The organism is Dactylosporangium sp. CA-139066, assembly GCF_050936175.1.
GTDB lineage: Bacteria > Actinomycetota > Actinomycetes > Mycobacteriales > Micromonosporaceae > Dactylosporangium.
Map to the genome: position 1 here is coordinate 7,315,362 of NZ_JBNJNH010000001.1, position 24,183 is coordinate 7,339,544.

General features: G+C 76.5%; 12 protein-coding genes. 1 reads left to right on the forward strand and 11 read right to left on the reverse strand.

Going from position 1 to position 24,183, the window contains the following annotated elements; genetic code table 11:
• Positions 1-31: 31 nt before the first annotated feature.
• The 11 genes from ACQEVU_RS33625 to ACQEVU_RS33675 all read right to left on the reverse strand — a co-directional run bounded on the left by ACQEVU_RS33625 (position 32) and on the right by ACQEVU_RS33675 (position 21,729).
• Complete coding sequence (locus ACQEVU_RS33625; RefSeq protein WP_433330705.1) at positions 32-4,441, reverse strand: FtsK/SpoIIIE domain-containing protein; 4,410 nt, start codon at positions 4,439-4,441, stop codon at positions 32-34.
• Positions 4,438-6,756, reverse strand: a complete 2,319-nt coding sequence (locus tag ACQEVU_RS33630; RefSeq protein ID WP_433330708.1) for a transglutaminase-like domain-containing protein — start codon at positions 6,754-6,756, stop codon at positions 4,438-4,440. Before ACQEVU_RS33630 ends, ACQEVU_RS33625 begins: the two co-directional genes overlap by 4 nt.
• The gene (locus ACQEVU_RS33635; protein WP_433330710.1) at positions 6,753-7,937 is read right to left on the reverse strand and encodes a DUF58 domain-containing protein; all 1,185 of its coding nucleotides are present in this window, start codon (positions 7,935-7,937) and stop codon (positions 6,753-6,755) included. Before ACQEVU_RS33635 ends, ACQEVU_RS33630 begins: the two co-directional genes overlap by 4 nt.
• Positions 7,934-8,902, reverse strand: a complete 969-nt coding sequence (locus ACQEVU_RS33640; protein ID WP_433330712.1) for an AAA family ATPase — start codon at positions 8,900-8,902, stop codon at positions 7,934-7,936. Before ACQEVU_RS33640 ends, ACQEVU_RS33635 begins: the two co-directional genes overlap by 4 nt.
• 19 nt (positions 8,903-8,921) lie before the next feature.
• A complete protein-coding gene (locus tag ACQEVU_RS33645) occupies positions 8,922-15,119 on the reverse strand; it encodes an Ig-like domain-containing protein (RefSeq protein ID WP_433330714.1) in 6,198 nt (2,065 codons plus the stop codon).
• Positions 15,116-16,588, reverse strand: a complete 1,473-nt coding sequence (locus ACQEVU_RS33650; RefSeq protein WP_433330716.1) for a serine/threonine-protein kinase — start codon at positions 16,586-16,588, stop codon at positions 15,116-15,118. Before ACQEVU_RS33650 ends, ACQEVU_RS33645 begins: the two co-directional genes overlap by 4 nt.
• Positions 16,585-18,078, reverse strand: a complete 1,494-nt coding sequence (locus tag ACQEVU_RS33655; RefSeq protein ID WP_433330718.1) for an FHA domain-containing protein — start codon at positions 18,076-18,078, stop codon at positions 16,585-16,587. The genes ACQEVU_RS33650 and ACQEVU_RS33655 overlap by 4 nt, the downstream gene beginning before the upstream one ends.
• Complete coding sequence (locus ACQEVU_RS33660) at positions 18,075-18,950, reverse strand: PP2C family protein-serine/threonine phosphatase (protein ID WP_433330720.1); 876 nt, start codon at positions 18,948-18,950, stop codon at positions 18,075-18,077. The genes ACQEVU_RS33655 and ACQEVU_RS33660 overlap by 4 nt, the downstream gene beginning before the upstream one ends.
• Positions 18,950-19,585, reverse strand: coding sequence for a hypothetical protein (locus ACQEVU_RS33665; protein ID WP_433330722.1), 636 nt, complete (start codon positions 19,583-19,585; stop codon positions 18,950-18,952). Before ACQEVU_RS33665 ends, ACQEVU_RS33660 begins: the two co-directional genes overlap by 1 nt.
• A 32-nt stretch (positions 19,586-19,617) precedes the next feature.
• On the reverse strand, positions 19,618-20,436 hold the full coding sequence (locus ACQEVU_RS33670) for a hypothetical protein (RefSeq protein ID WP_433330724.1): 819 nt from the start codon (positions 20,434-20,436) through the stop codon (positions 19,618-19,620).
• Between the two features lie 348 nt (positions 20,437-20,784).
• Positions 20,785-21,729: a hypothetical protein gene (locus tag ACQEVU_RS33675; protein ID WP_433330726.1), complete on the reverse strand. Its 945-nt coding sequence runs from the start codon at positions 21,727-21,729 to the stop codon at positions 20,785-20,787.
• Between the two features lie 145 nt (positions 21,730-21,874).
• On the opposite strand from ACQEVU_RS33675, the gene ACQEVU_RS33680 reads away from it, so the two are divergent.
• Entirely contained in the window at positions 21,875-24,163 is a 2,289-nt protein-coding gene (locus ACQEVU_RS33680; RefSeq protein ID WP_433330728.1) for a putative bifunctional diguanylate cyclase/phosphodiesterase, read from the forward strand.
• The last annotated feature ends 20 nt before the right edge of the window (positions 24,164-24,183 follow it).

Genomic DNA, 24,183 nt, shown 5'->3' on the forward strand with positions numbered 1-24,183 from the left:
GTTCGTCTTGCGGTGCGAAATGGACGCCGGGTCAGCGTCCGGGCTCCTCCTCGGCCCAGCCGACCTGGACGACGGTGGTGGTGCCGCCGCGGACGAACATCGCCCGGCCGGGCGGGAAGTCGGCCCGGTTCAGCCGCGGCGGGAACGGCGTGCGGAAGCGGTCGCCGTCGTTCAGGTCGGGCGCGAACGCCAGGCCGTAGCGGCCCGCCCGGACCTGACCGAGCACGCCGAAGCTCGACGTGAGCGCCGACGACTCGTTCTCGGCCACGACGAACACGTCCTCGTCGCGGCAGATCTTGAGCAGGTCCGACAGCGGCGTCTCGGCCATGCCGGCGAGCTCGACGACGCTCTCCAGGAACACCGCCGCCCGGCGGCCGTCGGGGCGGGCGGGCAGCTCGTCGGCGAGCTGCTTCGCGAGCCGGTTGACGTCGTCGGAGCCGGTGGCCCGCTCAGTCCAGCACGACTGGGCGGCGAGCCGGGAGCGCCGCTGCGGGCTCAGGCAGTACAGGCGGATCGCCGGATCCCAGCGCCGCAGCGCCCCGGCGATCGCGCGCAGCCCCGCGGTGCGGCCCGACCCGGGCGCGCCCACGACAAGGAACACGCCCTCGGGGGCGAAGCGCTGCACGGTGAGGCCGGCGGTGGCGACGCCGAGGACGGGCAGGCCGTCCACGGCCGGCGGCAGGGCCTCCAGCGGTACCTCCTTGGGCACCTCGGCCACCCGCGGCGCGGCGGCCACGCCGGCCCGGGCCAGCGCCTGGGCGAAGCGGCGCAGCTCGGCGGCCTGGTTGCCGACGTCGACGTGCCGGCCGAGGATCGCGACCTGCACCTCGGCCCCGCCGAGCAGGCCCCGGCCGGGCTTCGAGGTCGGCTTGAGCACGTCGGCCGGCAGGCTCATCGAGTGGTACTCGTTAGCGTCGGCCATGCGCAGCACCACCCGGGTCTGCACGGCCGAGGCGAGCTGGGACGGCACCGCGGCCGGCCGGTCGGCGGTCAGCAGCACGTGGATGCCGACCGGGCGCCCGTCGACGGCGATGGCGCAGAACGCGTCGAACAGGCGCGCCCGCTCGCCGGTCTCGTAGGCCTGCCGGAACGCGGTGACGCCGTCGACGAGCAGCAGGATGCGCGCTTCGTCCGGGCGGCCGCCGGGCGCGGCGCGATACTCGGTGATCGTGCCGGCGCCGGCGCGGGCGAACCGCTCGGCGCGCTCGGCGACCTCCCGGGTCAGCCGGTCGATGAGCCGCGCGATGCGCTCGTGCTCGCCGCCGGCCAGGACGGCGCCGACGTGCGGCAGGGGCTCGAGCATGTCCAGGCCGCGGGCGCCGAAGTCGAGGCCGTAGACGTGACACGGCGCGCCCTGCACGGACGTGGAGCCGGCCGCGATCGCGATGGTGCGCAGCAGGGTGCTCTTGCCGGAGCCGCCGGTGCCGTACACGGCCAGGTTGCCGTCGACGTCGGGCCGGAACGCCACCGTCGGCTGCGCCTGGTCGTCGGGGGCGTCCCGGATGCCGAAGACCAGCACCGCATCGGTGGGCGAGCCCGGTACGGCGGCGGGGTCCGACAGGTCGTACACCTCCTGCAGCGGCGGCAGCCAGGGCTGCGCGGGCCGGCGGATCTGCGCCTGGACCCGCGCGCCCTCCAGCGCCTCGACGAGCCGCTGGATGTCGGTGCGGCCGAGGTCGACCGGGGCGTCGTCGCGCTCCGGCGGCTCCCATGCCGGGCGGGCGCCGAAGCCCAGCTCCTCCACGAGGATCTCCGGTGGGTCCGGCTCGTCGCGGGTCCAGCCGCCGGCGTAGGCCGTCTGGAACGGCACGAGCCGGCCCGGACCGGTCTTGGACACCGCGCGGCCCGGCACGGCGGAGTCGAAGTAGGCGGCCTGCGGCGAGCCGAGCACGTCGACGCTGTCGGACTCGTCGGCCGTGCGCAGCGCGATCCGCAGGTTGGTGTTGGCCCGCAGGTTGTCCTTGATGACGCCGGCCGGCCGTTGCGTCGCGAGGATGAGGTGAACCCCGAGGGAGCGCCCCCGCTGCGCCACGTTGATCATCCCGTCGACGAACTCCGGCAACTCGGTGACGAGCGCGGCGAACTCGTCCACGACGATGACGAGGCTGGGCGGGGCGTCGGCGATGCCCTTCTTCTCCAGCTCGACCAGGTCCTTCACCCCGTGCTTGGCGAAGAGCCGCTCGCGGCGGCGCAGCTCGGCGCCGAGCGAGACGTGCGCGCGCCGGACCTCGTGCGGGTCGAGGTCGGTGACCAGGCCCACCTTGTGCGGCAGGTCCCGGAGGTCCTTGAACGCCGAGCCGCCCTTGTAATCGATGAGCAGGAACGTGAGCCGCTGCGGGCTGTGGGCGGCCGCCAGCGCGAGGATCCACGACTGGAGCAGCTCGCTCTTGCCGGCGCCGGTGGTACCGCCGACGAGGGCGTGCGGGCCGTCGGTGCGCAGGTCCAGCGCGTACGGGCCGAGCACCGAGCGGCCGAGCACGGCCCGCAGCGTGCCGGCCTGCTTCGCCGGCTCCGGCGGCGCGCACGGACCGGCGAGGATCGAGCGGTTGGCCTGCCAGCGCTCGACGATGATGCCGGGCTCGGGGCGCAGCGCCCGCTCCGCGACCGCCAGCAGCGGCACCGAGCGCGGCAGGTCGGAGTCGTCGTCCACGCGGGCGCCGACGTCGACCCGCGGCGCGAGCCGGCGGGCCAGCTCGGCGGCGGTCGCCTCGTCCAGCAGCTCCACGGCGACGGGATCGACGCGCTCGCCCGTGTGGGCGAACCCGGCGTAGGCGCTGCCCGCGCCGTCGTGGCCGCCGGCGGTGAGCTCGACGAACGTGCGGCACGCGGCGGGCAGGCGAGCCGCGTCGGCGGCCAGCCACAGCACGTGCACGCCGTGCGGCCCGCCCTCCTCGGCCAGCCCGACCAGCCGGCTGCGCTCCACCGGGGTGTCGTCGGTGACGAGGACGACGACCGCGGGCAGCGCCGGCGCGGCGCCGGACCGGCGGGCGGCGAGGAGGTCCTCGATCGCGGAGGCGAGCGCCAGTGCGCCGGTGTCGGCCCCGGACGCAAGGTGGCGCACCGGGAGCGGGCTGTGCGGCGAGGTGGTGTGCGGCAGCCACGTGAGCCAGTGCCACTGGTGGGCCGAGGCGCTGGAGGCGAACGCGCACAGCACCAGCTCGGCCGGCGAGTGCAGGGCTGCCAGCTGCAGCACGAGCGCCCGGCCGGCGGCGAGTCGCGCCTCCGGCGGGCCGGCGACACCCACGGCGCCGTCCTCGGCGAGGCCGGCGACGATCGGCACCCCGGCCACGGTGGCATGCCGGGCGATGAGCTCGTGCACCTCCGCCATGAGGTCCCGCGGCAGGTGCCGGGCGGTCGGCGGCTCGATGGTGTCGCGAGCCGGCCGCGACCCGGTGCCGAGGCGCAGCTCGGCGAAGCCCGGGCCGTCCGGGCGGCGCGACCACAGCAGCGGCATGCCATGCCGGATCGCCTCGACGCAGGCGGCGAGGCCCGGGTGCTCTCGGTGGCGGGCGGCGGCCTCCGCGGTGGCCGCGGCCGTCGCCTCGGCGTCGAGGGCCAGCAGGTCGTCGCGGAAGACGCGCAGCGCCTTGCGGAACGCCGAGCGGTTGCCCAGCGTGCTCTCGACGGTGTAGCCGACCATCATCAGCGGGCCGAGGGCGACGAAGACCAGCGAGCTGGTGGAACGGGTGACGAAGTACAGCACCGCGCCGAGCACCATCGGCATGGCCAGCGCGACGAGCGGCAGCCGCGACGGCGCCGGCCGCTGCGGCGGCTCGGGCGCGGACCGGGCCGTGCCCGCGTAGACCGGCTCGACGAGCGGCGAGCGGATGAATCCCTCGGCGGCCCGGTCCCGCTCCACCGGCGCCCCGCTGGGGATGCGCACGACAAGGTCGGTGTCGCCGATGCGAATCGTGTCGCCGGAGCGCAGCGAGGCCCGGGTCGTCTGCTCGCCGCCGAACTCCACGCCGTTGGCCGAACCCAGGTCGACGATCTCGGCCGCGCCGCCGACGGTGAGCCGGGCGTGCTGGCGTGACACGAGCGGGTCGGTGAGGCGTACCTCGCAGGACCGGTCACGGCCGATCACGACGGTGCGGGACTGCAGCACGAACTCGCGGCCGGTGTCCGGCCCGGCGGTGACGAGCACGACGGCGACGACGTCGCCGCGGCGGGCGTCGTAGGCGTCGCGGGCCAGGGTGACGGCGGCGGTCATGCCGGAGTGCACGCCGCTCTCAGCGAGCTTCAGTGCCGGGTCCAGGGTCCGGTCGCGGTCGCCGAAGAGGCGCAGGGTCGGCGCCTCGCCGGGCCGAGCCGCACCGCGCCCGCGCGGGTCGGCCAGCAGCAGGTGGGCGGCGAGGTCGCCGACGGTCGCGCCGGCGTCGACGGTGGCGAGCAGGTCGGCGTCCGGGGCACCGGGCCGGCGCAGGGTGAACTTGAGCTTCACGAGGCCCCTCTCGTCGCGGCCGGTGTCGATGCGGCCGGCCGCGTGGCCGGCCGCGTTGCGCTCGGGCGCGCGGCCGGCTTCGCCGCCGTCCGGCGCGGGCGCAGCGATCGCAGGCTCAGCGCGGCCCGCAGCCGCCGTCCCCCGACCAGCCCGCGGCGGGCGCGCTCGACGTCCCGCCAGTACAGCGCCGCGTCCTGCGGGCTGGGCTCGCCCGGCCCGTACACGGCGGCGTCGGCCGCCGCGGCGAGCGCGTCGAGGTCGCCGCCCAGGCGGGCGGCCTCCTCGCGGCGGGTGTGCCCGGCCGGCGCCGCGGCGCCGGCGTCGCGGGCTGCGTCGACGAGCTCGCGCCAGCCGCCGGCGTAGCGGGCCGCGGGCGTGCCCCGGGTCCGCCGGCGCCGTCGCCGGCGGGCCTTCCACCCGACGATCCCGGCGACGACCAGCGCGGCGGCCAGCACCGGCGGCCCGCCCCAGGTGACCACCGGGGCGATGGCGGCCCACCACCGCCGCCACCAGGGGTCCGGGGCCGGGTCGCCACCGGATCGGCGCGGGTCGTTGCGCGACGTGTCGGTGGACGCGGTGTTCTGCTTGGCCGCGTTGGGCGGCGGCACGACGATCGCGTCGGTGTTCTCGGCGGCCTGCGGCGGGCGCTGCTCGGGCCGCTTCGTCACGTCGGGCATGAACGCGGTCTGCGGCACCGTCGCCCACCGCCCGTCGGCCAGGTGCACCTCGACCCAGGCGTGCACGTCGCTGCCGCGGACCACGCCGCCGGGGCCCGGCCGGGCGCCGAGCACGACGCGCGACGGGATGCCGAGGTAGCCGGCGACGAGGGCGTAAGCGGCGGCGTACTGCTCGTCGTCGCCCACGGGCCGGGGCGCGTTGAAGAACGTCGCCAGCCGGCCGAGGCTGTGGCCGGGCAGGTACTGCGTCTCCCCTGGGCCGCCGTCGCTGTATGCGCCGTTGGTGCGCAGGTAGTCGGCCACCGCCCGCAGCTGGGCCGAGAGGCCGCTGGTGCCCTTGGTCCACGCCGCGACCTTGCTGGCCAGCAGCGCCTGGGCGCTCTCGGTCAGGGCGGGCCGTCCGGCCGGCTGGGCGTTGTCGGGCAGCGCCACGGTGTCGGGCGCGCCGCGCACGGCGGTCCGGACGGTGTAGGTGTCGCCGGCGGCGAGCCGGGCGGTGCTCAGCCCGGTCGCGGCGGCGAGGTTGACCCGCAGCGAGTCCGCGAGGGCGGCGCGGCGCGGGCCGCCGAACTCGATCGAACCGGCGCGGCCGGCGCCGGGCAGCCACGGGTTGAGGTCGCCGGCCGCGGCGTAGGCGGGCGCGATGGTCACCCGCAGCACGGTGTCGCCGGTCGGGCCGAACGCGGCGCCGACCCGGTGGTATCCGCCGTCGCCACCGGAGCCGGCGCCCCACACGGAGCCGTCGTAGTCGTCGAGCAGCGCGATGCGCACGGCGACGCCCTCAGGCAGACCCTCGACCCGGAACAGCTCCTGGTCCCAGAGCTGGTTTGCGTCCTTGGTGTACTTGCGGAAGCCTACGAGCGGGCTCGGGTACGCGCCGATGTCGAACGGCGGCACCACCTGGTCGCGCAGGACCCAGCGGCCGCCGGCGTCCCCGCCCAGCACCGGCGCCGCTGCCACGCCGGCCAGCGCGGCCAGGCCGAGAACCGCGGCGGCGGCGAGCGCCCGCACCGCGGCGCGACCGGCCCGCACGCCACCCGCCGGGGCGGCCGCGGCGCGCCGGCGCCGCCAGGCGGCCCAGGTCAGCGCCAGCGCGCCGAAGCCGGCGCCGGAGGCGAGCGGCACCACCGGATCGTGCGTGCCGAACAGCAGCACCGCCGCGAGCAGCAGCGACGGCGCGGCCAACGGAGCCGCGGCCCAAAGCGCGACCCACCGGGGCCGCCGCGGCGGGAGCGCCGCGGACATCGCGGCGCCGGCCACTCCGCAGACCAGGCCCAGCGTCCACGGCACGACCAGCAGCCGGGCGTCGTCGATCGGCGGCAGCGTGGTGAGCAGGTCCTTCCAGCCGAACACGGCCGACTCGGACAGCGCCCGCACCGCCGGCACCGACGGCGCGTCGCCGGGGCGCGTGACCGGCACACCGGCGGCGAAGAAGACCACGACGGTCGCGGCGGCGAGCACGATCGCCGGCTGGCGCAGCGCGCGCAGGCCGAAGGCGAGCAACGCGCCGGCGGCGACGCCGGCCAGGCCGGTCCACAGGTACCCGCGGCCGGCGAAGGTGTTGCCGAGGCCCAGCAGCGCGAGCGCGGCCAGGGCAAGCAGGAACGCGGCGTCGGCCGCGGCGGCGCGCGGCCTCATCGCAGCAGCCCCGGCAGGTCGCCCAGGGCGGGAAGGGTGACGACGCTCAGCGAGCCGGACGCCGCCAGCCGCGCCCGCTCGGCCGGCGCCACCCGCACGGCCACGGCGGGTGTTCCCACCGGCAGCCGGGCGCAGGCGCGGCGCAGGTCGGCGAAGGGCACCCGGGGCCCCGTGACGACGAACGCGTAGGTCGCCTCCGGCACCGAGCGGACGCCGCGGGCCACCTGCGCCGGCAGGCCCGCCCCGCCCAGGGCCGCGCGGGCGCACGTGTCCAGCAGCACCTGCCGGCTGCGGCGCTGGGCGGGCGCGCTGCCGCTCCAGGCCTCGCCGGCCACGAGGGTGGCGTCGACCCCGTCGTCGACGGCCCGCACCGCGACCGAGGCGGCCGCGGAGATCGCAGTCTCGAACTCGCCGGGATCGGCGTAGGCGGCGGGGTCGCCGTCGACCACGAGCAGCAGGCAGGTGCGGCGGGTGTCCTGGAACTGGCGGACGAGGAACGCGCCGGCCTTCGCGGACGAGCGCCAGTGGATGTACCGCCGGTCGTCGCCCGGCACGTAGTCGCGCAGGGTGTGGAAGGCGAGGTCGCTCATCGAGATGTCGTTGCTGGTGCGCCCCTCAAGGTCGCGCAGCAGCCCCTGCCCGACCGGGTCGAGCCGGACGGTCGCCGGGTGCACGACGACCTCGGTGGCGCCGGACCATTCGACGCGGCGCTGCAGCAGCCCGAGGGGGTCGCCGCGGACGCTGGTGGCCGGGCCGAGCACGATCACGCCGCGGCGCCGGGCCGGCACCTCGAACACCGCCGCGCGCACGCCGACGGGGGCCAGGCCCGGGATCGGGAACGACTCGACCGCGGCGCCGTTGACCACCTCGAGCCGGAACGGCAGCAGCCGCCGCCTGGACGTGTTGGTCACCGACACCGTCACCGGCGTGTGCTCGCCCGGCACGCCGGCGGTGAGGCGGCGCCGCTGCGGCTCGACCGTCACCGCGACCGCGGTCCGGCCGAGGGTGAACAGCGCGCCGAGGCCGAGTGCGCACAGGCCGGTGAGGCCGGCGTACACGGCCTCGACCCAGCCGAACCGGGCGCCCGCCGCCCACAGCGCCACCGCCCCGGCGAGCACCACCCGGCCCAGCGGCGTGACGGTGGCGGCGGCCGCGGCGACGCCCGACGCGACGCGCCTCATGCCGCGCGGTCCAGCGGCGGGGCGACCTCGTAGAAAATGTCGTTGAGCACCTGGCGCACGGTCACCCCGTCGAACTGGGCCTCGGCGTTGACCAGCACCCGGTGCGACAGCACCGGTCCGGCCAGGACGCGGATGTCGTCCGGCGTCACGAAGGTCCGCCCGTGCGCGATCGCCCACGTCTTGGCGCAGCGCACGTACGCCAGGCAGCCGCGGGCGGAGACTCCGAGCTTCACGTGCTTGTGCTGGCGGGAGACCTCGGCGATGCGGCTGACGTAGGCGAGCACCTCGTCGCGGACCAGCACGTGGTCGGCGAGGCGGCTGAGCGGCTCGAGCACCTCGGCGGCGATGGCCGGGCGGATCTCGGCGGCCCGGTCGCGCACGGCCGAGTCGCGCAGCAGCGCCACCATCGCGTCGTGGTCGGGGTAGTCGAGGCTCGCCTTCATCAGGAACCGGTCGAGCTGCGCCTCGGGCAGCGGGTAGGTGCCCGCCTGCTCGACCGGGTTCTGGGTGGCAACCACCATGAACGGCCGGCCGACCGGGTAGCGGGTGCCGTCGACAGTGACGTGGCCCTCGTCCATGACCTCCAGCAGCGCCGACTGGGTCTTCGGCGAGGCCCGGTTGATCTCGTCGGCGAGGACGATCGAATGGAAGATCGGGCCGGGCTTGAACTCGAAGCGGCGGGTCCCCTGGTCGTACACCTGCACGCCGGTGACGTCGGACGGCAGCAGGTCCGGCGTGAACTGGATGCGGGAGCTGGTGCCCTTGACGGTCTGGGCCAGGGCGCGGGCCAGCGAGGTCTTGCCGGTGCCGGGGTAGTCCTCGAGCAGCAGGTGCCCCTCGGACAGCAGGCATGTGAAGGCGAGCCGGACCACGTGGTCCTTGCCGAGGATCGCCGCGTTGACGTTGGCGACGAGCCGCTCGAAGGTCTCGCGGAACCTCGCCGCGTGCTCGGGCGTCACGCTCATCGATGTCTTCCTCTCTGGGTTAGTACCACGTCATCTGCCCCGTTACGCCCCCGCAGGTCACGGACACCCATTCGTTGGGGTAGCCGTACCAGTTGCCGGAGTCCTTGCTCTGGTTCGGGCCCCAGGTGCCGGTGATGAAGCCGCCGGGCCCGTGCTGGCTGTTGAACGTGCAGGTGACGTTGCCGCCGAAATTGGCCGTCGCGACGTGGATGTAGGCGCAGCTGCCGCTCGCGCAGGAGCCGCCGGCGCAGGCCGAGCCGCCACCACCGCCGCACGGGGCGCCCTTGCTCACCGTCACGGTCGGCGGGGGCGGCGGGGTCGCCTGCTGCTTGGACTGCGACAGCGTGGCCCGGCCGCCGTCGGACACGGTGACGTTGATCGTGTCGGTGGCGCTGTAGCCCATGGTGTCCGAGCCGGACCAGCTCCACGCCCCGACGCCGGTGGTGAAGGTCTGGGTCTGCCGCGACGTCTGCACCGTCACCGTGGCCGGCTTGCCGTTCGGGTCCACCGAGACGGTGAACGACACCGTCTGCCCCGACGCCGAGGTGGCGATGCCGAGGTTCTTCAGCGGGCCGTACGTCGTCACACCGGCGGTCACCGCGGCGTCGCAGGGGCTGCCGGAGCCGGCCCCGCCGCTGCTGCCGTTGCAGGCCTGCAGGCTCAGCGTGACCGCCTGGCCGTTGGGCAGGCCGTTGATGGTCTGCGTGGCGCCGGCCTGCCCGCCGGTCGGGTACGTCCACGACCCGCACCCGCCGCCGCTCCAGGTGCAGGTGACGGTGTTCGACGCGCCGTGCGAGGCGGGCACGTCGAAGCGGAGCGTCGCCTGCCCGTCGGCGCCGGTCGCGGCCGCGGACGCGCCGGTGATCGGATCCGGGGTGGACGCCGCCTCCAGGCGGGTGCCGGGCCCGGGCGCCGAGGCGTGCCCGGCGCCGTTGGTGGCGGAGACGGTGTACGTGTACACGGTCCCGTCGTTGGCCAGCCCGTCGTCGGTGCAGGATCGGGCGGTGACCGCCGCGCAGACGGTCTTCGCGCCGCGGGTCACCGTGTAGCTCACCGGCCCGGGCCCGTTCGGGTCGACGGCCGCCCAGGAGACGGTGACCGCCCGGGTCGCCGAGTCGGCCGCGTTGACCGAGGCCACGTCGGGCGCGGCCGGGGCGGGCGGGGTGCCGGCCGACTGGCCCTGCGTCGTGGCCGCCTCGCCGGGACCCTTGGCGTTGACCGCGACGACCGTGAACGTGTAGACGACGTCGTTGTCCAGGCCGGTGGCGGTGAGGGCCGGGCCGGTCGAGCTGGCCCGCCCGCCGCCGGTCCAGCTCACGTCGTAGCGCAGCACCGGCGTGCCGTCGTTGGGCGGCGCGGACCAGCTCAGCCTGAGCGTGTGGTCCTGCGGGTCGGCGGCGGCCACGCCGGTGACCGCGCCCGGGACCGTGTTGGGCTGCGCGGTCGCCGATGCGCCGCTGGGTCTGCTCCAGCCGACGAGGTTGTGGGCCTTGACCGTGAAGGTGTAGTTCTGCCCGTTGGTCAGGCCGGTGATGAGGCACGGCGAGGCCGCGCACGACTGGGAGCCGCCGGACCAGTCGACCTCGTAGCGGTCGATCGGCGCGCCGTTGTTGGCCGGGGCCGTCCACGACAGGGCGACGGAGCGGCTCAGCACCGTGCGGTCGACGGCCGGGGTGCCCGGCGCGTCGGGCGGGCCGAGCACGTGCAGGGTGATCCGCCCGGTCGCGTGCCGGTCGACGCGGCCCGGGTCGGCCACGTCGGTGACGGTGACGACGAACGTCATCGTGCCGTGGGTGTCCGCGCCCGGCGCCAGCTGGACCCGCGAGCCGCTGGTCGTGACCGCCGCCGGCTGGCCCGACGTCTGGCTCGCCGAGACGACCGACACGCGCGGCTCGCGCAGCTGCGAGCGCACGTAGCGGGCGATGTCGACGGTGACCGCCTCGCCGGCCTTGACGCCGTCGACGGTGACGGGGCTGACCGACGGCGGTGCGGCCGCCACGACCTGGACGGCGAGCTCGGCCGCGGGGCCGTCGAAGCCCTTCACGCCGACCGCGACGACCCCGGTCGAGCCGGGCGGGGTGCCGGAGGCCGCGGTGACGGAGCCGGCGTGCTCGCCGTCGCCGGCCAGGGCCACGTCGCCGGCCGGGCGGCGCTTCCACTGCAGGGTGTACCGCAGCCCGGGCAGGCTGTCCGGGTCCGGCGCCCACACGTGGCAGACGCTGGTGACGTCCAGGGCGACGGACGCGCCGCCCTCGACGACCGGCAGCGGGTCGGCCGGGCAGTGCAGAACCGGCGTCGGGGGCCCGACCTGGACGGGGATCGTCACGACGGCGACGCGGGCGGCCGGGTCGGTGAGCGAGGCGCCGTCGGTGACCTCGAAGGTGAGCGCGCCCGGGCCGGTGTAGCCGCCGCGGGCGGTGAGCGTGACGGCGCGGTCGCCGTCGGCCTTGGCGGTCAGCGCCGTGCCCGGCGTGGCCCAGAGCTTGTCGGTGGTGGTGAGCCGGACCGCCTTGCCGGCCGGGTCGGTGACGTACTGGGCGAGGTCGACCTTCGCGGTACCGTCGCGATCCAGCATGATCGTGCGGCCCGGGGTGGCGTAGGGCGCGCCGGCGCCCGGCACCGGGACGTGGATCAGCCCGACCGCGGTGGCCCCGCCCGCGTCGCGTACCTCGTAGGCGACCGTGTACGGCCGATCGGTGACCGGCGCGGTGACGATGCGCCCGTCGGCCCGGGCGGCGGGGTCGAACACGCGGGTGACGGTGACCGCTGCGGCGTCGCCGTCGGGATCGACGACCTGCTGGCCGATGTCGACGGTCACGACCGGGCCGTCGGCGGCCGGGTAGGCGTCGAAGACGACCGGCGGGATGTCGTAGCCGGGCTGGCCGCGCACGGTGAGGGTGGCGGCGGAGGGCTCGCCGACGCCGTCGGTGATGGCGTACACCACCACGAGCGGCTTGCCGCCGGCCTCGGGCACGGTGACGTCGATCGGCCCGTTCTTCCCGGCGAGCGCGACGCCCGGCGGGGCGTCCTGCAGCGGCGCGATGCTGACCGGGTCGCCGGCGGCGTACAGGTCGTTGGCGAGCACGTCGACGTGCAGCCGGGCGCCGGGCGCGGCGGTGACCTCGTCGTCGACGGCCACCGGCGGCTGCGGCGCGCCGGGCGGGGCGATGCCGACGCGGATCGCGGCCTCGCCGACGGCGCCGAAGCGGTCGGTGACCCGGTACGTGAACGTGTCGGTGCCGGCGGCCGTCGGATACGCCTGGTACTCCAGCGACGTGGCATTGACGCTGAGCACGCGCCCGAGCATCGGCGCGGAGCCGAGCCCGGCCACGGCGACCGTGTCGCCGTCGGGGTCGGCGCCGGCCGGCACGCCGATGCGGATGGTCTGCCCGGCCACGGCCCGCGCCTCCAGCGGCGGCGGCGCCGGCGGGTGGTTGCCGGCACCGTCGGCCGGCGCCGGGAGGACGGTGATCCGCACGTGCCCGGTGGCCTGGTCGCCGGCGGTGTTCCGCACGACGTAGTCGACGCCCACCGGCAGCGGGGCGGCGACGCGGGCCGGCGCCACGTAGCGCACGAGGTCGCCGGACACGTAGGCCCGCCCGGCGACGTCCTCGCCGGAGCCCTTGGCCGAGGTGACGGTGAGCCGTCCGGGGCCCGGTGCGCCGGGCACGTCGGCGGCCAGGGACATGGGCGCGCCGCCCGGGTTGGTGTCGTTGGCCAGGACCGCGACGGAGACGGCGTCGCCGGCCCGGACGGTGGCGGCGTCGTCCTGCGGCGCGGGGCGCACGTCGGGCGGGTCGGTGAGCACGGTGACGGTGACCTCGCCGGTGACCGGGGCGGTGATGCCGTCGGTCACGGTGTACCGCACGAGGAGCGGCGCCGGCCCCGAAGCGGCGGCGCTGAGCGCCGCGATGCGCAGCCAGTGCCCGTCCACGACGGCGACGCTGAGCCGGGTGGCCGGGTCGGCGGAGGCCGCGCGCTGCACGACGAGCACGCCGCCGCTCGGGGCGAAGTCGTTGGCGAGCACGTCGACCGTCGCGGGCAGCTGGCCGCGCAGCACGGCCGAGTCGGGCATGGCGACGGGCGGCGCCGGCGAGGACGGCGCGGGTACCACGTCGACGCGGATCTGGCCGCGGGCGAAGGGCGCGTTGCCGTACGCCGCCTTGTACTCGAGCTGATACGGCCCGGGCTTGCCGGCGGTGAGCACGACGGTGCCGTCGCGCAGGTTGGTCACGACCGTGGTGTTCGCCGGGCTGGCGAGCTCGCCGGCGAGGGCGAGCCGGGCGTTCGGGTCGGCCGGGTCGGCGCCGGGCAGGTCGTTGTCCAGCGGCCGGATGGTGATCGGCTGGCCGACCTGGCCGCGGGCGACATCGGGCTGGGCGGTGGCCGCGACGGCGGTGGCCGCGGTGGCGGCAAGCACCGTGACGTCGGCCGCGCCGGCGACGGGCGGGGCGATGGCATCGCCGACGTGGTAGGCGATGTGCTGCACGCCGCCGTCGTTCGGGGCGCCGTACACGAGCAGCCCGCCGGGCGTGGTGGTGACGGTGCCGGCCTTGACGGCGGCGTCGGTCAGCGCGACCGGGTCGCCGTCGAAGTCGCGCCAGTCGGCGAGCACCGGCATCGACAGCCGGCCGCCGGACGCCACGGTCCAGGCCGGTGGCTTGTAGCCGGGCCGCAGCGCGGGAGCCTTGTTGTCGTTGGGGCCGCGCACCTGCACGGTGACGCCGGCGTCCGCCGTGGCCCGCCCGTCGTCGGCGGTGTACCGGAAATGGATGCTCGCGCCCGGCCGGGCCTCGGCCGGCAGGGTCAGCGCCACCGACTGCCCGTCGGAGGCGATGACGGCGTGCACGTTCGGGTCGTCGGGGGCCGTGGTCGCGGTGATGGTGAGGATGGCGGCGGCCGGGTCCGAGTCGTTGTCGAGCAGGTACAGCAGCGTCGTGCGCCCCGGCCGGGCGCCGAGCGTGTCGTCGACCGCCTTGGGCTTGCTCTGCGCCGGCGGCGCGTCGGTCGAGTTCTGCTGCTTGTCGTCGTCGCTCTTCAGCGGCGGCGGGCGCACCGAGGACCAGTCGTCGACGCGGCGCTGGTCGGCCAGGTCCCACACGGCGCCGGTGCTCAGGTCGTTGAGCACGATGGCACCGCGGTTGACGCGGAAGACGGGGTGCTGCAGGACGTCGGCGTTCTTGAGGTTGCCGCGGGCGGCCGGGGCGGTGCCGCAGGCGCGCCAGTAGCCGCCGGACGCGCCGGACCACGCGGCGTGCACGCAGTCGTCGAGCCGCACCGGGGCGGCCGGCTCGCCGCCGTCGGAGCCGCCGAGCCGCGTGGCGGAGCCGTCGGCGAGGGCGACGGCGGCGAGCGAGCGGGCGGTGGCCACCACGACCGTCGCGGCGTCGGGGCCGGGAAGCTGCAGCACCGCGTGCTCGTCGGCGCCGTCGACCGTCACCGCGGTGCCGGTGCCGGGCACGGTGAGGCGGCCGGTCGCCCCGTCGAGGGCCACGGCCTGCGCGCCGACGGCGGTGAGGCGGGGCTTGCCCAGGGGCGCGGTCCGGCTGTACTGCGGGGCCGCGAAGCCGTCGCCCTCGGGCCGGACGGCGACGAGGCGGCCGTCGGCGGCGACCGCGTGCACGATGCCGTCCACGCCGACCGCGAGGGCCGCGTTCGGCCCCACCGTCGCCAGCGGCGTGCCGGCCGGGTCGAGCCCGGCGAGCCCGTTGCCGGCGGCCAGGCCGCGCTCCGGGTCGGCGCGGACCGCCCAGACCCGCCCGGTCGGCGGGTCGAGCAGCGCCAGGGTGCCTCCGGCGAGCTGCACCTGCTGGGCGGCCGCGACCGGGGTACCCCCGCCGTCGCCGACGGCCACGGCGTGGGCGACGTCGACCGGGATGAGCCGGCCGGTGCCCTTGTCCCAGGCGGCGACCGCCTTGCCGTCCTGCACGACGTCGAGCGCGTAGGCCTTCTGCGCGCCTCCGGGCGGGAAGAGGGCGGCGTCGAGGGCGCCGGCGGGCCGGTTGAGCCGGCCGAAGAGCCCGTCGCGGTCACTGGTGACCCAGATCCCGCCGTCGTTGAGGTCGACCCGGCGGACCGGTATGCCGGCGGCGAAGACCGCGGAGAGGACCAGCACGAGCACGCCGCCGCCGATGACGACCGCGGAGACCGCCTCGCGCCAGCGGCGGCGCGCGAACGCGCCCACCGCGGGAAGACCGCCGACCCTCGCCATCCTCATCGCACGCACGCCTTCGGGGACCAGTCGACGCTGCCGTTGCGGCCGTCGGCGCGGATCACCTTCACCTCCAGGCACACCTCGCCACTGCCGGCGAGGCTGACGGACGCCTCGGGCGCGGTGCCGTTGTCGGCGCCGGTGCGCCACAGGAACGTGTCGCTGTCGTACGGGGCCGAATAGGTCCACGTGAACCGCACGTGCTGCGCATCGACGCGCTCGCCGGTCACGGTGGGCACGCCGGGCGGCACGAGGTCGCCGCCGGCGCCCGCGTCCTGGCCACCCGCGTTCTCGGCGGCGGCGCTGGGCCGGTCGGCCGGTCCGCCGGCCTGTCCCCCGCGCTGGGCGAGCACCGTGGCGAGGACCGCGGCGGCGGCCACCCCGGCCGCGGCGGCGCCCCACACCCACCGGTTGCGCCGCGGCGCGGGGGCCGGCGGCTCGAGCTCGGCGATCGGCGCCCGGGTGCCGTCCGGCTTGCGGCGCTGCGTGCCGGCCGACACGATCTCCGGCTCCTCCGGCTCCGGCGGCCGATGCCGCACGCGGGTGCGGGTGAGCAGTTCCTCGCCGTACCGCGGTGTCGCGACGGCGACCGGGCCGGCGTGCCACGGGTCGTCGGCGCGCACGGGGCCGCCGCACGCCTCCTCGATGCGCTCGAGCTCGGCGGCCACCGCGGCCGCGGTGGCGGGCCGCTGCGCGGGCACCGGGGCCATCATCCGCTGCAGCAGGTCCTCGAGGGCCGGCGGCACCCCGGCGCGGCCCGTGCGCGGGGCCCGGCCGGCGCGGATGCGGGCCTCCATCTGCTCGGGCGAGTTGGCGCCCGGCCGGTCGAACGGCATGCGCCCGGCGAGCAGGTTCCAGAGGGTGGCGCCGAGCGAGTAGACGTCCGCGGCCACGTCGCCCGGACGGCCGGCGAGCACCTCGGGCGGCGCCCACGGCACGGACACGGCGATACCGTCGGCGGCGTCGCCCTCCAGTGCCGAGATGCCGAAGTCGGTCAGGCGCGGCGCGCCGTACTCGTCGGTGAGGATGTTGGCCGGTTTGAGGTCGCGGTGGACGATGCCGTGCGAGTGCGCCGCCTGCAGCGCGCCGGCGATCTGCACACCCACCCGAAGCACCCGGCGGGCGTCGAACGGGCCGTGCTCGCGCAGCAGCGTCCAGAGGTCGCGGCCGGGGCAGAAGGCCATCACGATGTACGGGCGGTCGCCGTCCTCGGCGCTGAAGAACACCGGCACGATGTTGGGGTGGAGGCTGAGCCGGGCCATCTTGTTGGCCTCGGCCACGACCTGCGCCGAGGCGCCCCGCTGCGCGCCGTGCAGGGTGAGCACCTTGACCGCCACGTCGCGCTGCTCACGCAGCTGGTGGTAGCGCAGCACGACGGAGTGGCCGCCGCGGGCGAGCGGTTCGCGGTACTCGTAGCCGTCGATCCGCGGTGGCCGGGGGTCGTCGGCGCGCATACTGACCTCCTCGACGCTCATCCGGCCGCCTCGAACCGGATCGACACGTCCTCGGTCAGGCCGATGACCGCCCCGTTGCGCAGCCGGCACGCGCCGCCGCGGGGCAGCTCGACGGCCCGTTCGCCGGGCTGCTCGACGAAGGTGCCGTTGCGCGAGTCCAGGTCGACGGCGACGACGGACCAGCCGTCGAGGCGGATCTCGACGTGGCGGCGGGAGATGTCGTGGTACGGGCTGGGCAGCTTCACGTAGTGCGGCTCGCCGGCGCCGCTGCCGGACGGGCCGCCGGGCGCGCGGCCGAGCACGACGTTGCGGTCCAGGGCGATGGAGTCGCCGGTCGACAGGCGCAGCACGCCCAGCGGCGGGCGGTTGACCCGGGTCGGCGACTGCGGCTGGATCTGGGCGCGGCACACGCGGCACTCACGCGCGCCGGGGTCGTCCAGATGGCCGGCCGGGCAGCTCACGGCGTCCACGAGCGGGCCCGGAACGGGCGCGGCCCGACCGCCGCGCACGGTGGTGAGGATGAGCTCGTCCGGGGCCGGCTCCAGCGCCGGAGGGGCCGGCGGCGGCGCGACCGTCGGGGGCACGACCATCGGCGGCGGGGCGGCGGTGGAGAGCCAGCCGAGCGAGTCCACGTCGATGAAGTCGTCCGCCGGGGCCTCGTGGGGGGTTGCGGGTCGCATCGTGGTGTGGCCGACGGCCGGCTCGGGCTCGGGGCGCACCACCGGCACGGCCACGGTCTCGGGGAACTCCTCGACCGGCGCGACGGCCGGAGCGGCGAAGCCGAACATCGCGTCGTAGCGCGTCGGATCGCCGTCCTCGGCGTCCGCGGCCGGTGGCCAGGTGCCCGCCTCGACCGGAGCCGGTTCGTGCTGCGGCCACGTCGCGACCGGCGCCGGATCCGGCGGCGGCCACATCGTGACGGGACCCGGCGCGGGCGGCGGCCAGGTCGCGGCCGGAGCCGGTTCCGGAGCCGGCGGCGGCCACGTGATGCCGGGAGACGGTTCCGGGGCGGCCGGGGGCGGCCAGGCGGCGAGGGGGGTTGGGTCCGTTCCGGTTTGCGGCGCCGGCATCATCTCCGCATCCGTGCGCAGCACGGCGGTCAGCTCCGCCGCAAGAACCATGCCGGCGACGATCGGCAGCCGCCCGTCACCGGTCGCGGGCCTGGTCCCGGCCAGCCGGAACCGCGCCGCCGGACGGGCGGCGGGCGACCCGCCGGCGTCGTCGCGCACGGTCTCGGTCCGGCCGTCCGCGCCGACGATCTCGGCCACCGCACCGCCGCGGGCGATCGCGCCGACGCCGGCGGACTCCAGGCACGCGGCGGCGAAGGAGACCGGGCGCTCGGCCGAGCGCAGCAGCGCCGCCAGTCGTTCCAGCGGCGCCCCGCCGACGGCGAGGGCCCAGCACTCGGCGGCGAGGGGGTCGTTGGGGTCCAGGTCGGCGATGAGCCAGAGCCCGGACTCGGCAATCGCGAGCCAGTCGCCGGGAGCGTAGGCGGCGTCGTACGTCGTCATGCCCGCCGCCGCGGCGCAGTGGTGTCGACGCCGACGTCGGGGTCGTCGGGCACGGCGATCGGGGCGGTGACGAGCGCGGCCACGTCGCCCGTCGCCGCGGCCGTCACGTTGTCGACCACGACCGCCGTCACGTTGTCGCGCCCGCCGGCCGCCACGGCCCGGCGGACCAGCTGCTCCGCAGCCTCCAGTGGGGCGGGCTCGGCGCCCAGCACCGCGGCGATCTCGCCGTCGGCCAGCTCCAGCGGCAGGCCGTCCGAGCAGATCAGGAAGCGCTCGCCCGGGGTCGGCGGGAACACCCACAGGTCGGCCTGGGGCGCCGGATCCGTGCCGAGCGCCCGGGTGATGACCCCGCGGCGACCGGGGGTGTCGGCCGCATGGTCGACGGTGATCTGGGTGAGGGCGCCGGCCATGAACCGGTACACGCGCGAGTCGCCGACGTTGAAGACCGCCCAGTGCTCGGTGCCGGCGACGCGCACCACGCCGACGCCGGCCAGGGTCGTGCCCATGCCCGTGCGGGCCCGGTCGGCCGAGGCGGCCGCCAGGATGTCGCGGTTGGCGCGGGCGATGCCGTCGCGGATGTCCTGCGGTACGAGCCCGGGGCGCCCGCCGAGCCGTTCGAGCGCCGCGACCGCGAGCGCGCTGGCGACGTCGCCGGCGGCGTGCCCGCCCATGCCGTCGGCCACTGCGAACACGCCCGGCCCGGCCAGCGCGGTGTCCTCGTTGACGGGGCGCATCCGGCCCGCGTCACTGGCCGCGCCGGCCCGCACGGTCAGCGCCGCGGACGCCACCGCCACCGGCGGTACCGGCGGGAGCGCCGCGGTGGTGCGGTGCCCGCCCCAGTGGCCGCCGTTGTGCGCGCCGTCGACCGTCATCAGGCGCCCACCGCCGCGCCGAACAGGGCCTCCAGGCGGGCATCGATCTCGGCCCGGGTCGCGGGGCGGCCGTCGTCGGGGTTGCGCACGGTGTCGGAGAGCAGCCAGCCGCCGTCCTCGGTGCGGGCCACCGCGAGGCCGGTCTCGGCGCCGGTTCCGATTCGTTCCGAGCGGATCGCGACCGCGGTCTGCCCGGGGGCGGCGGCGCACAGGTCGATGAACCGCTCCAGCGGACGGCTGACGGGCTCGGCCGGGTCGATGACCTCGGCGGTGTACAACCCGAAGGACGCCGGGGAGAGCACCAGCCGCGCCACGGCGCCGGTGAACAGGTGGACCGCCACCGGCCGCCCGTCGATCCAGCCGGCCGCCTCGGTACGTGTGTGCGCCGTCGTCAGCGCGGCGACCGCGGCGGTCACCAGCGCACCGGGCACGACGTCGCCGTCGCGTTCGGCGCACAGGTCGCGGGCCAGCAGCGACGCCACTCCCGCGGCGGCGATGCGCTCGGCGCCGTCCTCGGCGCGCAGGCCCAGCCGCTCGCGCACGGCATCGACCCGGGCCGCCGCGCCCTCGGAGCCCGCCGCCGAGCGCAGCAGGAACTCCAGCTCGGCGAAGGTGAACAGGGTTGTCGTGGCCATCGGCGCAATCGCTCCCTCGTCGTCGTTCGTGCTCACCGGTGCAGCGCCTTCTGGATGCCGTGGAACCCGCCGGAGATCATCCCGCCGACCGCCCCGCCGACATCGGCGGCCGCGTGGCCGAGCTCGGTCGCGGCGTGCCCGACGTGCTTGCCGGCGTCGATGACCGCGTCCGCGGCGGCGACCTTCGCCTCCGCGGGGACGAACGAGTAGCCGATCTCGGCCAGGCCGACGCCGATCGCGAGCGGCGGGCAGCCGACCGAGACGACCGCAAGCCCGGCGAAGACGGCGTCGGCGGTCAGGTCGACGGCGCCGGCCTTGACGCCGTCGGTGTCGTGATTGGCCAGCGCGGCGCCGAACTTGAACCCGCCGACGGCCGCGGAGACGTAGCCCAGCCTCTTCTCGGCGACGTTGAAGGCGGGCTCGAAGCGCTCCAGGGCCTTCATGCCGCCCAGAATCGTGACGAGACCCCCCGCCCGCTCGACCCACGGCTCGAGCTTGTCCAGGTCGACGCTCCACGCAGTGACGGCGCCGGGGTCGCCGAGGTGCGGGCCCCAGGCGCCGCCGCCACCGCCACCGCCACCGTCGGCGGCGCTGGCGTCGCGCTGCTGCCGGGCGTTGCGGACCACCACGCCGGCCGCGTCTCGGGTGGCGGTCGACGCGGCGCGCAGCCGCCCGGAGAGCTGGTGCTGCCACAGGTCGTGGAAGTGCTGGGCGTCGTCGCCCTCCCACTGGGCCCGGGCGAAGGCGGAGCCGACCTCCCCGCGGATGGCCTCCAGCCGGTCCGCCGACTCGCGCAGCCGCTGCCCGAACCGCTCCAGCTCGTCGGCGTCCGCACCGTACAAGCCCGCCATGCGCCCCCTCCGGAACCCAGATCGACGAATGCAGACGTGCCGCACCCGCCGCCGGGCGCGCTGCGCCCGGGCGGCCCCGTCGGGCGATTTCGGCGCGGTCGACATTAACGGTCGCCGCTCGTTTGTCATCGGGGTTCACGGGACGTCGGCACCTTTGGATATGCGGTGCGATGCGCCCGGCCAGCGATGAACTGGCGGCTCGATGGCGGCGTTCGATGCGAGCGGCGGGCGGAGCGAACCGTAGGGCGGAGCCGTTCCGGGTGCGCCGGCCGGCGGGGGTGCCGTTGCGCGGTACATCCGGCGGAACCCGATCGGGTGAGGCGGCGCTGCCCGCGCCGAAGGTCTGGGTCAGGCCGGCGACCAGTCGGGCACCTCGTCGGTGGCCGGGCCGAAGGTGATCTGCGTGGTGCCGGAGCCGTCGGTGTTGACCGTGTAGATGTAGCCCCAGGCCTCGTCGTCGTCGAGGTGGACGTACGCGATCTTCCGGCCGTCCGGCGACCACGCCGGCATCGTGTAGTGCGAGTCGGTGGCCGCGGGCGGCGGCGCGATGAACAGCTTCCCGGGGCCGCCCGAGGACGGCACGCGGTAGATGCCCGCGCTGGTCGCGCCGCTGCGGGTGCGGCTGAACACGATCTCCCGGCTGTCCGGCGACCAGTCGGGCCACGCGTCGTACTGCCCGGCCACCGCCGGCGTCACCGGGTCGAGCGACAGCGTGCTCAGCGTGAGCGCCACGAGCTGGCTCCCACCGGCGGCGAGCGAGCGCACCCACACGATGCGCGTACCGTCGGGCGACCACACCGGCTGCCGGTCGTCGGCCCCGGCCGGCGGCGCGCTGAGCAGCTGGAAGCCGGCGCCGCTGAACTCCCGCACGCAGATGTGCCCGACGAACGTCACCGGGTCGTAGCACTCGTACACCAGCCGCTTCCCGTCCGGCGACCACGCCGGCGAGCCGGCCTCGCCGCTGCCGGGCACCACGGCGAGCCCGGAGCCGTCGGCGTTCATCACCCACAGCTGGTCGGCCCCGGCGCCGTAGCGCCGCAACGCGATCCGCCGCCCGTCGGGCGACCAGGCCGGATCGCGGTCCTCGATCGCCGGCGTGTTGGTCAGGTTGAGATCGGCCAGTCCGGTGGGCTTGACCGAGTGGATCTCGCCGAGCGGGTTCGCACTGTCGAACCGCATGAACGCGATGCGCGCGTTGCGGCCCGGGAAGGCCGCGGCGGCCGGGGTGGCCACGGCCGGGATGAGGAGGAGCCCCGCCAGCGCGGCGAGGCCTGGCACGAACGGACGCTTCATCCCGGGCACGGTAGGAACTCGGGCGCCGCATTGCCCCGGCACGGCCGAAACCCGACACCGCGGGGCCGGTTGCGGTTGTGGAGCGGCGCGGTAGCGGGTGCCCAACCGCCTCAGCCGGCCCGGGCGCCGACCGATGGGGCAGGCCGTGACCGCTGAACGCCGCGCCCCCCTGCGCCACGTCGTGGTCACCGCCGCCATCGCGGTGCTGGCGACGCTGTGGTACTTCGTCTGGCTGGCCACGGGCGCCGGGCCGGCCGCCGTGTCGTACCTCGCGCTGCCGCTCGGCGCCGCGGCCACCGCCGTCGCCGTCCTCGACCTGCTGCGCCACGCGGGGCTCGGCGGGGCCGCGCGCGGGTTCTGGCGGCTGATGCTGGTCGCGTTCGGCTGCCTCAGCGCCGGATACACCGTGCTGGCCGTCGCCGGGTTCCGGGACACCTCGACGCTGCCGCCGATGCCGATCGCGGCGGCCGTGCCGGCCGGGATCGGGTTCCTGGCCGCCATGTGGGCGATGGCGCGCGTGCCGCTCGGCGTCGCCAGTGCGGGCGAGCGCTGGCGGCAGTGGCTGGACCGCTCGATCGCCTTCCTCGGCTGCGGCACGGTGCTGTTCCACTTCGGGCTGGCTCCGATGATCACGAACACCGGGCAGTGGAGCGCCCAGACGATCGTGCTGCTCGGGATGTCGTTCGCGCTCGCGGTCGGCGGCATCACCAAGGTCGCCTACATCCGGGGCGGGCCGATCGACCGCTCGGCGCTGCGCCTGGTCGGGCTCACGGGGCTGGTCGGCGCCGCGGTGGCGCTGCTGCTGGTGCTCGGCGGCGACCCCGGCTCGGTGCCGGCCCAGGCCGTGGTCATGCCGCTCGCGCCGGTACTCGGCGCGCTGGCCGTCCGGCAGCAGTGGCGGCGCGCGACCGCCCGGCCCGGGCGCGCCGGCAACTGGCTGCCCTATCTCGCGGTCGTGGCCGTCGACGTGCCGCTCATCGCCGTCATCCCCGGCGAGCTGACGTGGTCCGACAAGCTCGTCATCGTGTCGTCCGTGCTGGTGACCGGGCTGGTCACCGTCCGGCAGTTCGTCGCGTTCCGGGAGAACGCCCGGCTGCTGGCCGACAAGCGGGCCTCGCAGCGGCACCTGGAGCACGAGGCGACCCACGACGGGCTGACCGGGCTGGCCAACCGGGCCCTGTTCCAGCAGCGCCTCGGCGGCCGGCTGGAGCAGGGCGACGCGACGGTACTCCTGGTCGACCTCGACGACTTCAAGACGATCAACGACTCGCTCGGCCACGACGTCGGCGACCACCTGCTGATCGCGGTCGCCGACGTGCTGCGGGCCCGCAGCGGGCCCGACGCCCTGCCGGCCCGCCTCGGCGGCGACGAGTTCGCGGTCCTGCTGACCGGGCCGACCACCCTCGGCGAGACGGTCGCGCAGCGCATCCTCGACGCGTTCGCGGCCCCGCTCAGCGACCACCGGCTGCTCGTGCACGCCAGCGTCGGCATCGCCACGGCGCCGGCCGGCACGGCGCTGGGGCACCTGCTGCGCGACGCCGACGTCGCGATGTACGCGGCCAAGCAGCGCGGCAAAGCCAACTGGGTGCGCTACCACGACGGCATGGCGCGGCCCGTCGCCGGCCACGCGCAGCTGGGCGGGGAGCTGCGCCGGGCGCTGGACGCGGGCGAGTTCACCGTGCACTACCAGCCGATCATGGCCCTGCGCACCGGGCGGATCATCGGCGTCGAGGCGCTGGCCCGCTGGCAGCACCCGACCCGCGGGATGATCCCCCCGGCCGAGTTCATCCCGGCCGCCGAGAGCACCGGGCTGATCGTGCCGCTCGGCCGGCTCGTGCTGCGCGAGGCGTGCCACCAGGCGGCCCGCTGGCTCGCCGAGTTCGGCTCGGACGCGCTGCAGAAGTTCGGGCCGAACGTCTCCGCCCGCCAGCTGCACGACCCCGACTTCGTCGCCGACGTCGAGGCCGCCCTGGCCGACTCCGGCCTGCCCGCCGACCGGCTGGTGCTGGAGTTGACCGAGTCGTCGGCCCTGCGCGGCCAGCAGGTGTCCCGCGCCCTGTACCAGCTGCACGGCCTCGGCGTACGGCTGGCGCTCGACGACTTCGGCACCGGTGAGTCCTCGCTGAGCCTGCTGCGCTCGTTCCCGGCCGCGATCATCAAGCTCGACAAGTCGTTCGTCGACGGCATCGAGCTCGACGCGCCGGGCTCGCCGGAGGCCGACGCCCGGCAGGCGGTCGCCCGGGCGGTTATGCAGCTCGCGCTGGCCCTCGGGCTGGAGACCGTCGCCGAGGGCGTCGAGAACCGCGAACAGGCCGACCGGCTGGTCGAGCTCGGCTACGCCCTCGGCCAGGGGTACCACCTGGCCCGGCCCATGCCGGCCGACGGCGTGACCCGGCTCCTCGCGGCCCAGCACCGGCTGGTCGCCCCGGCCTGAGCCCGATGGCGGATCATGGC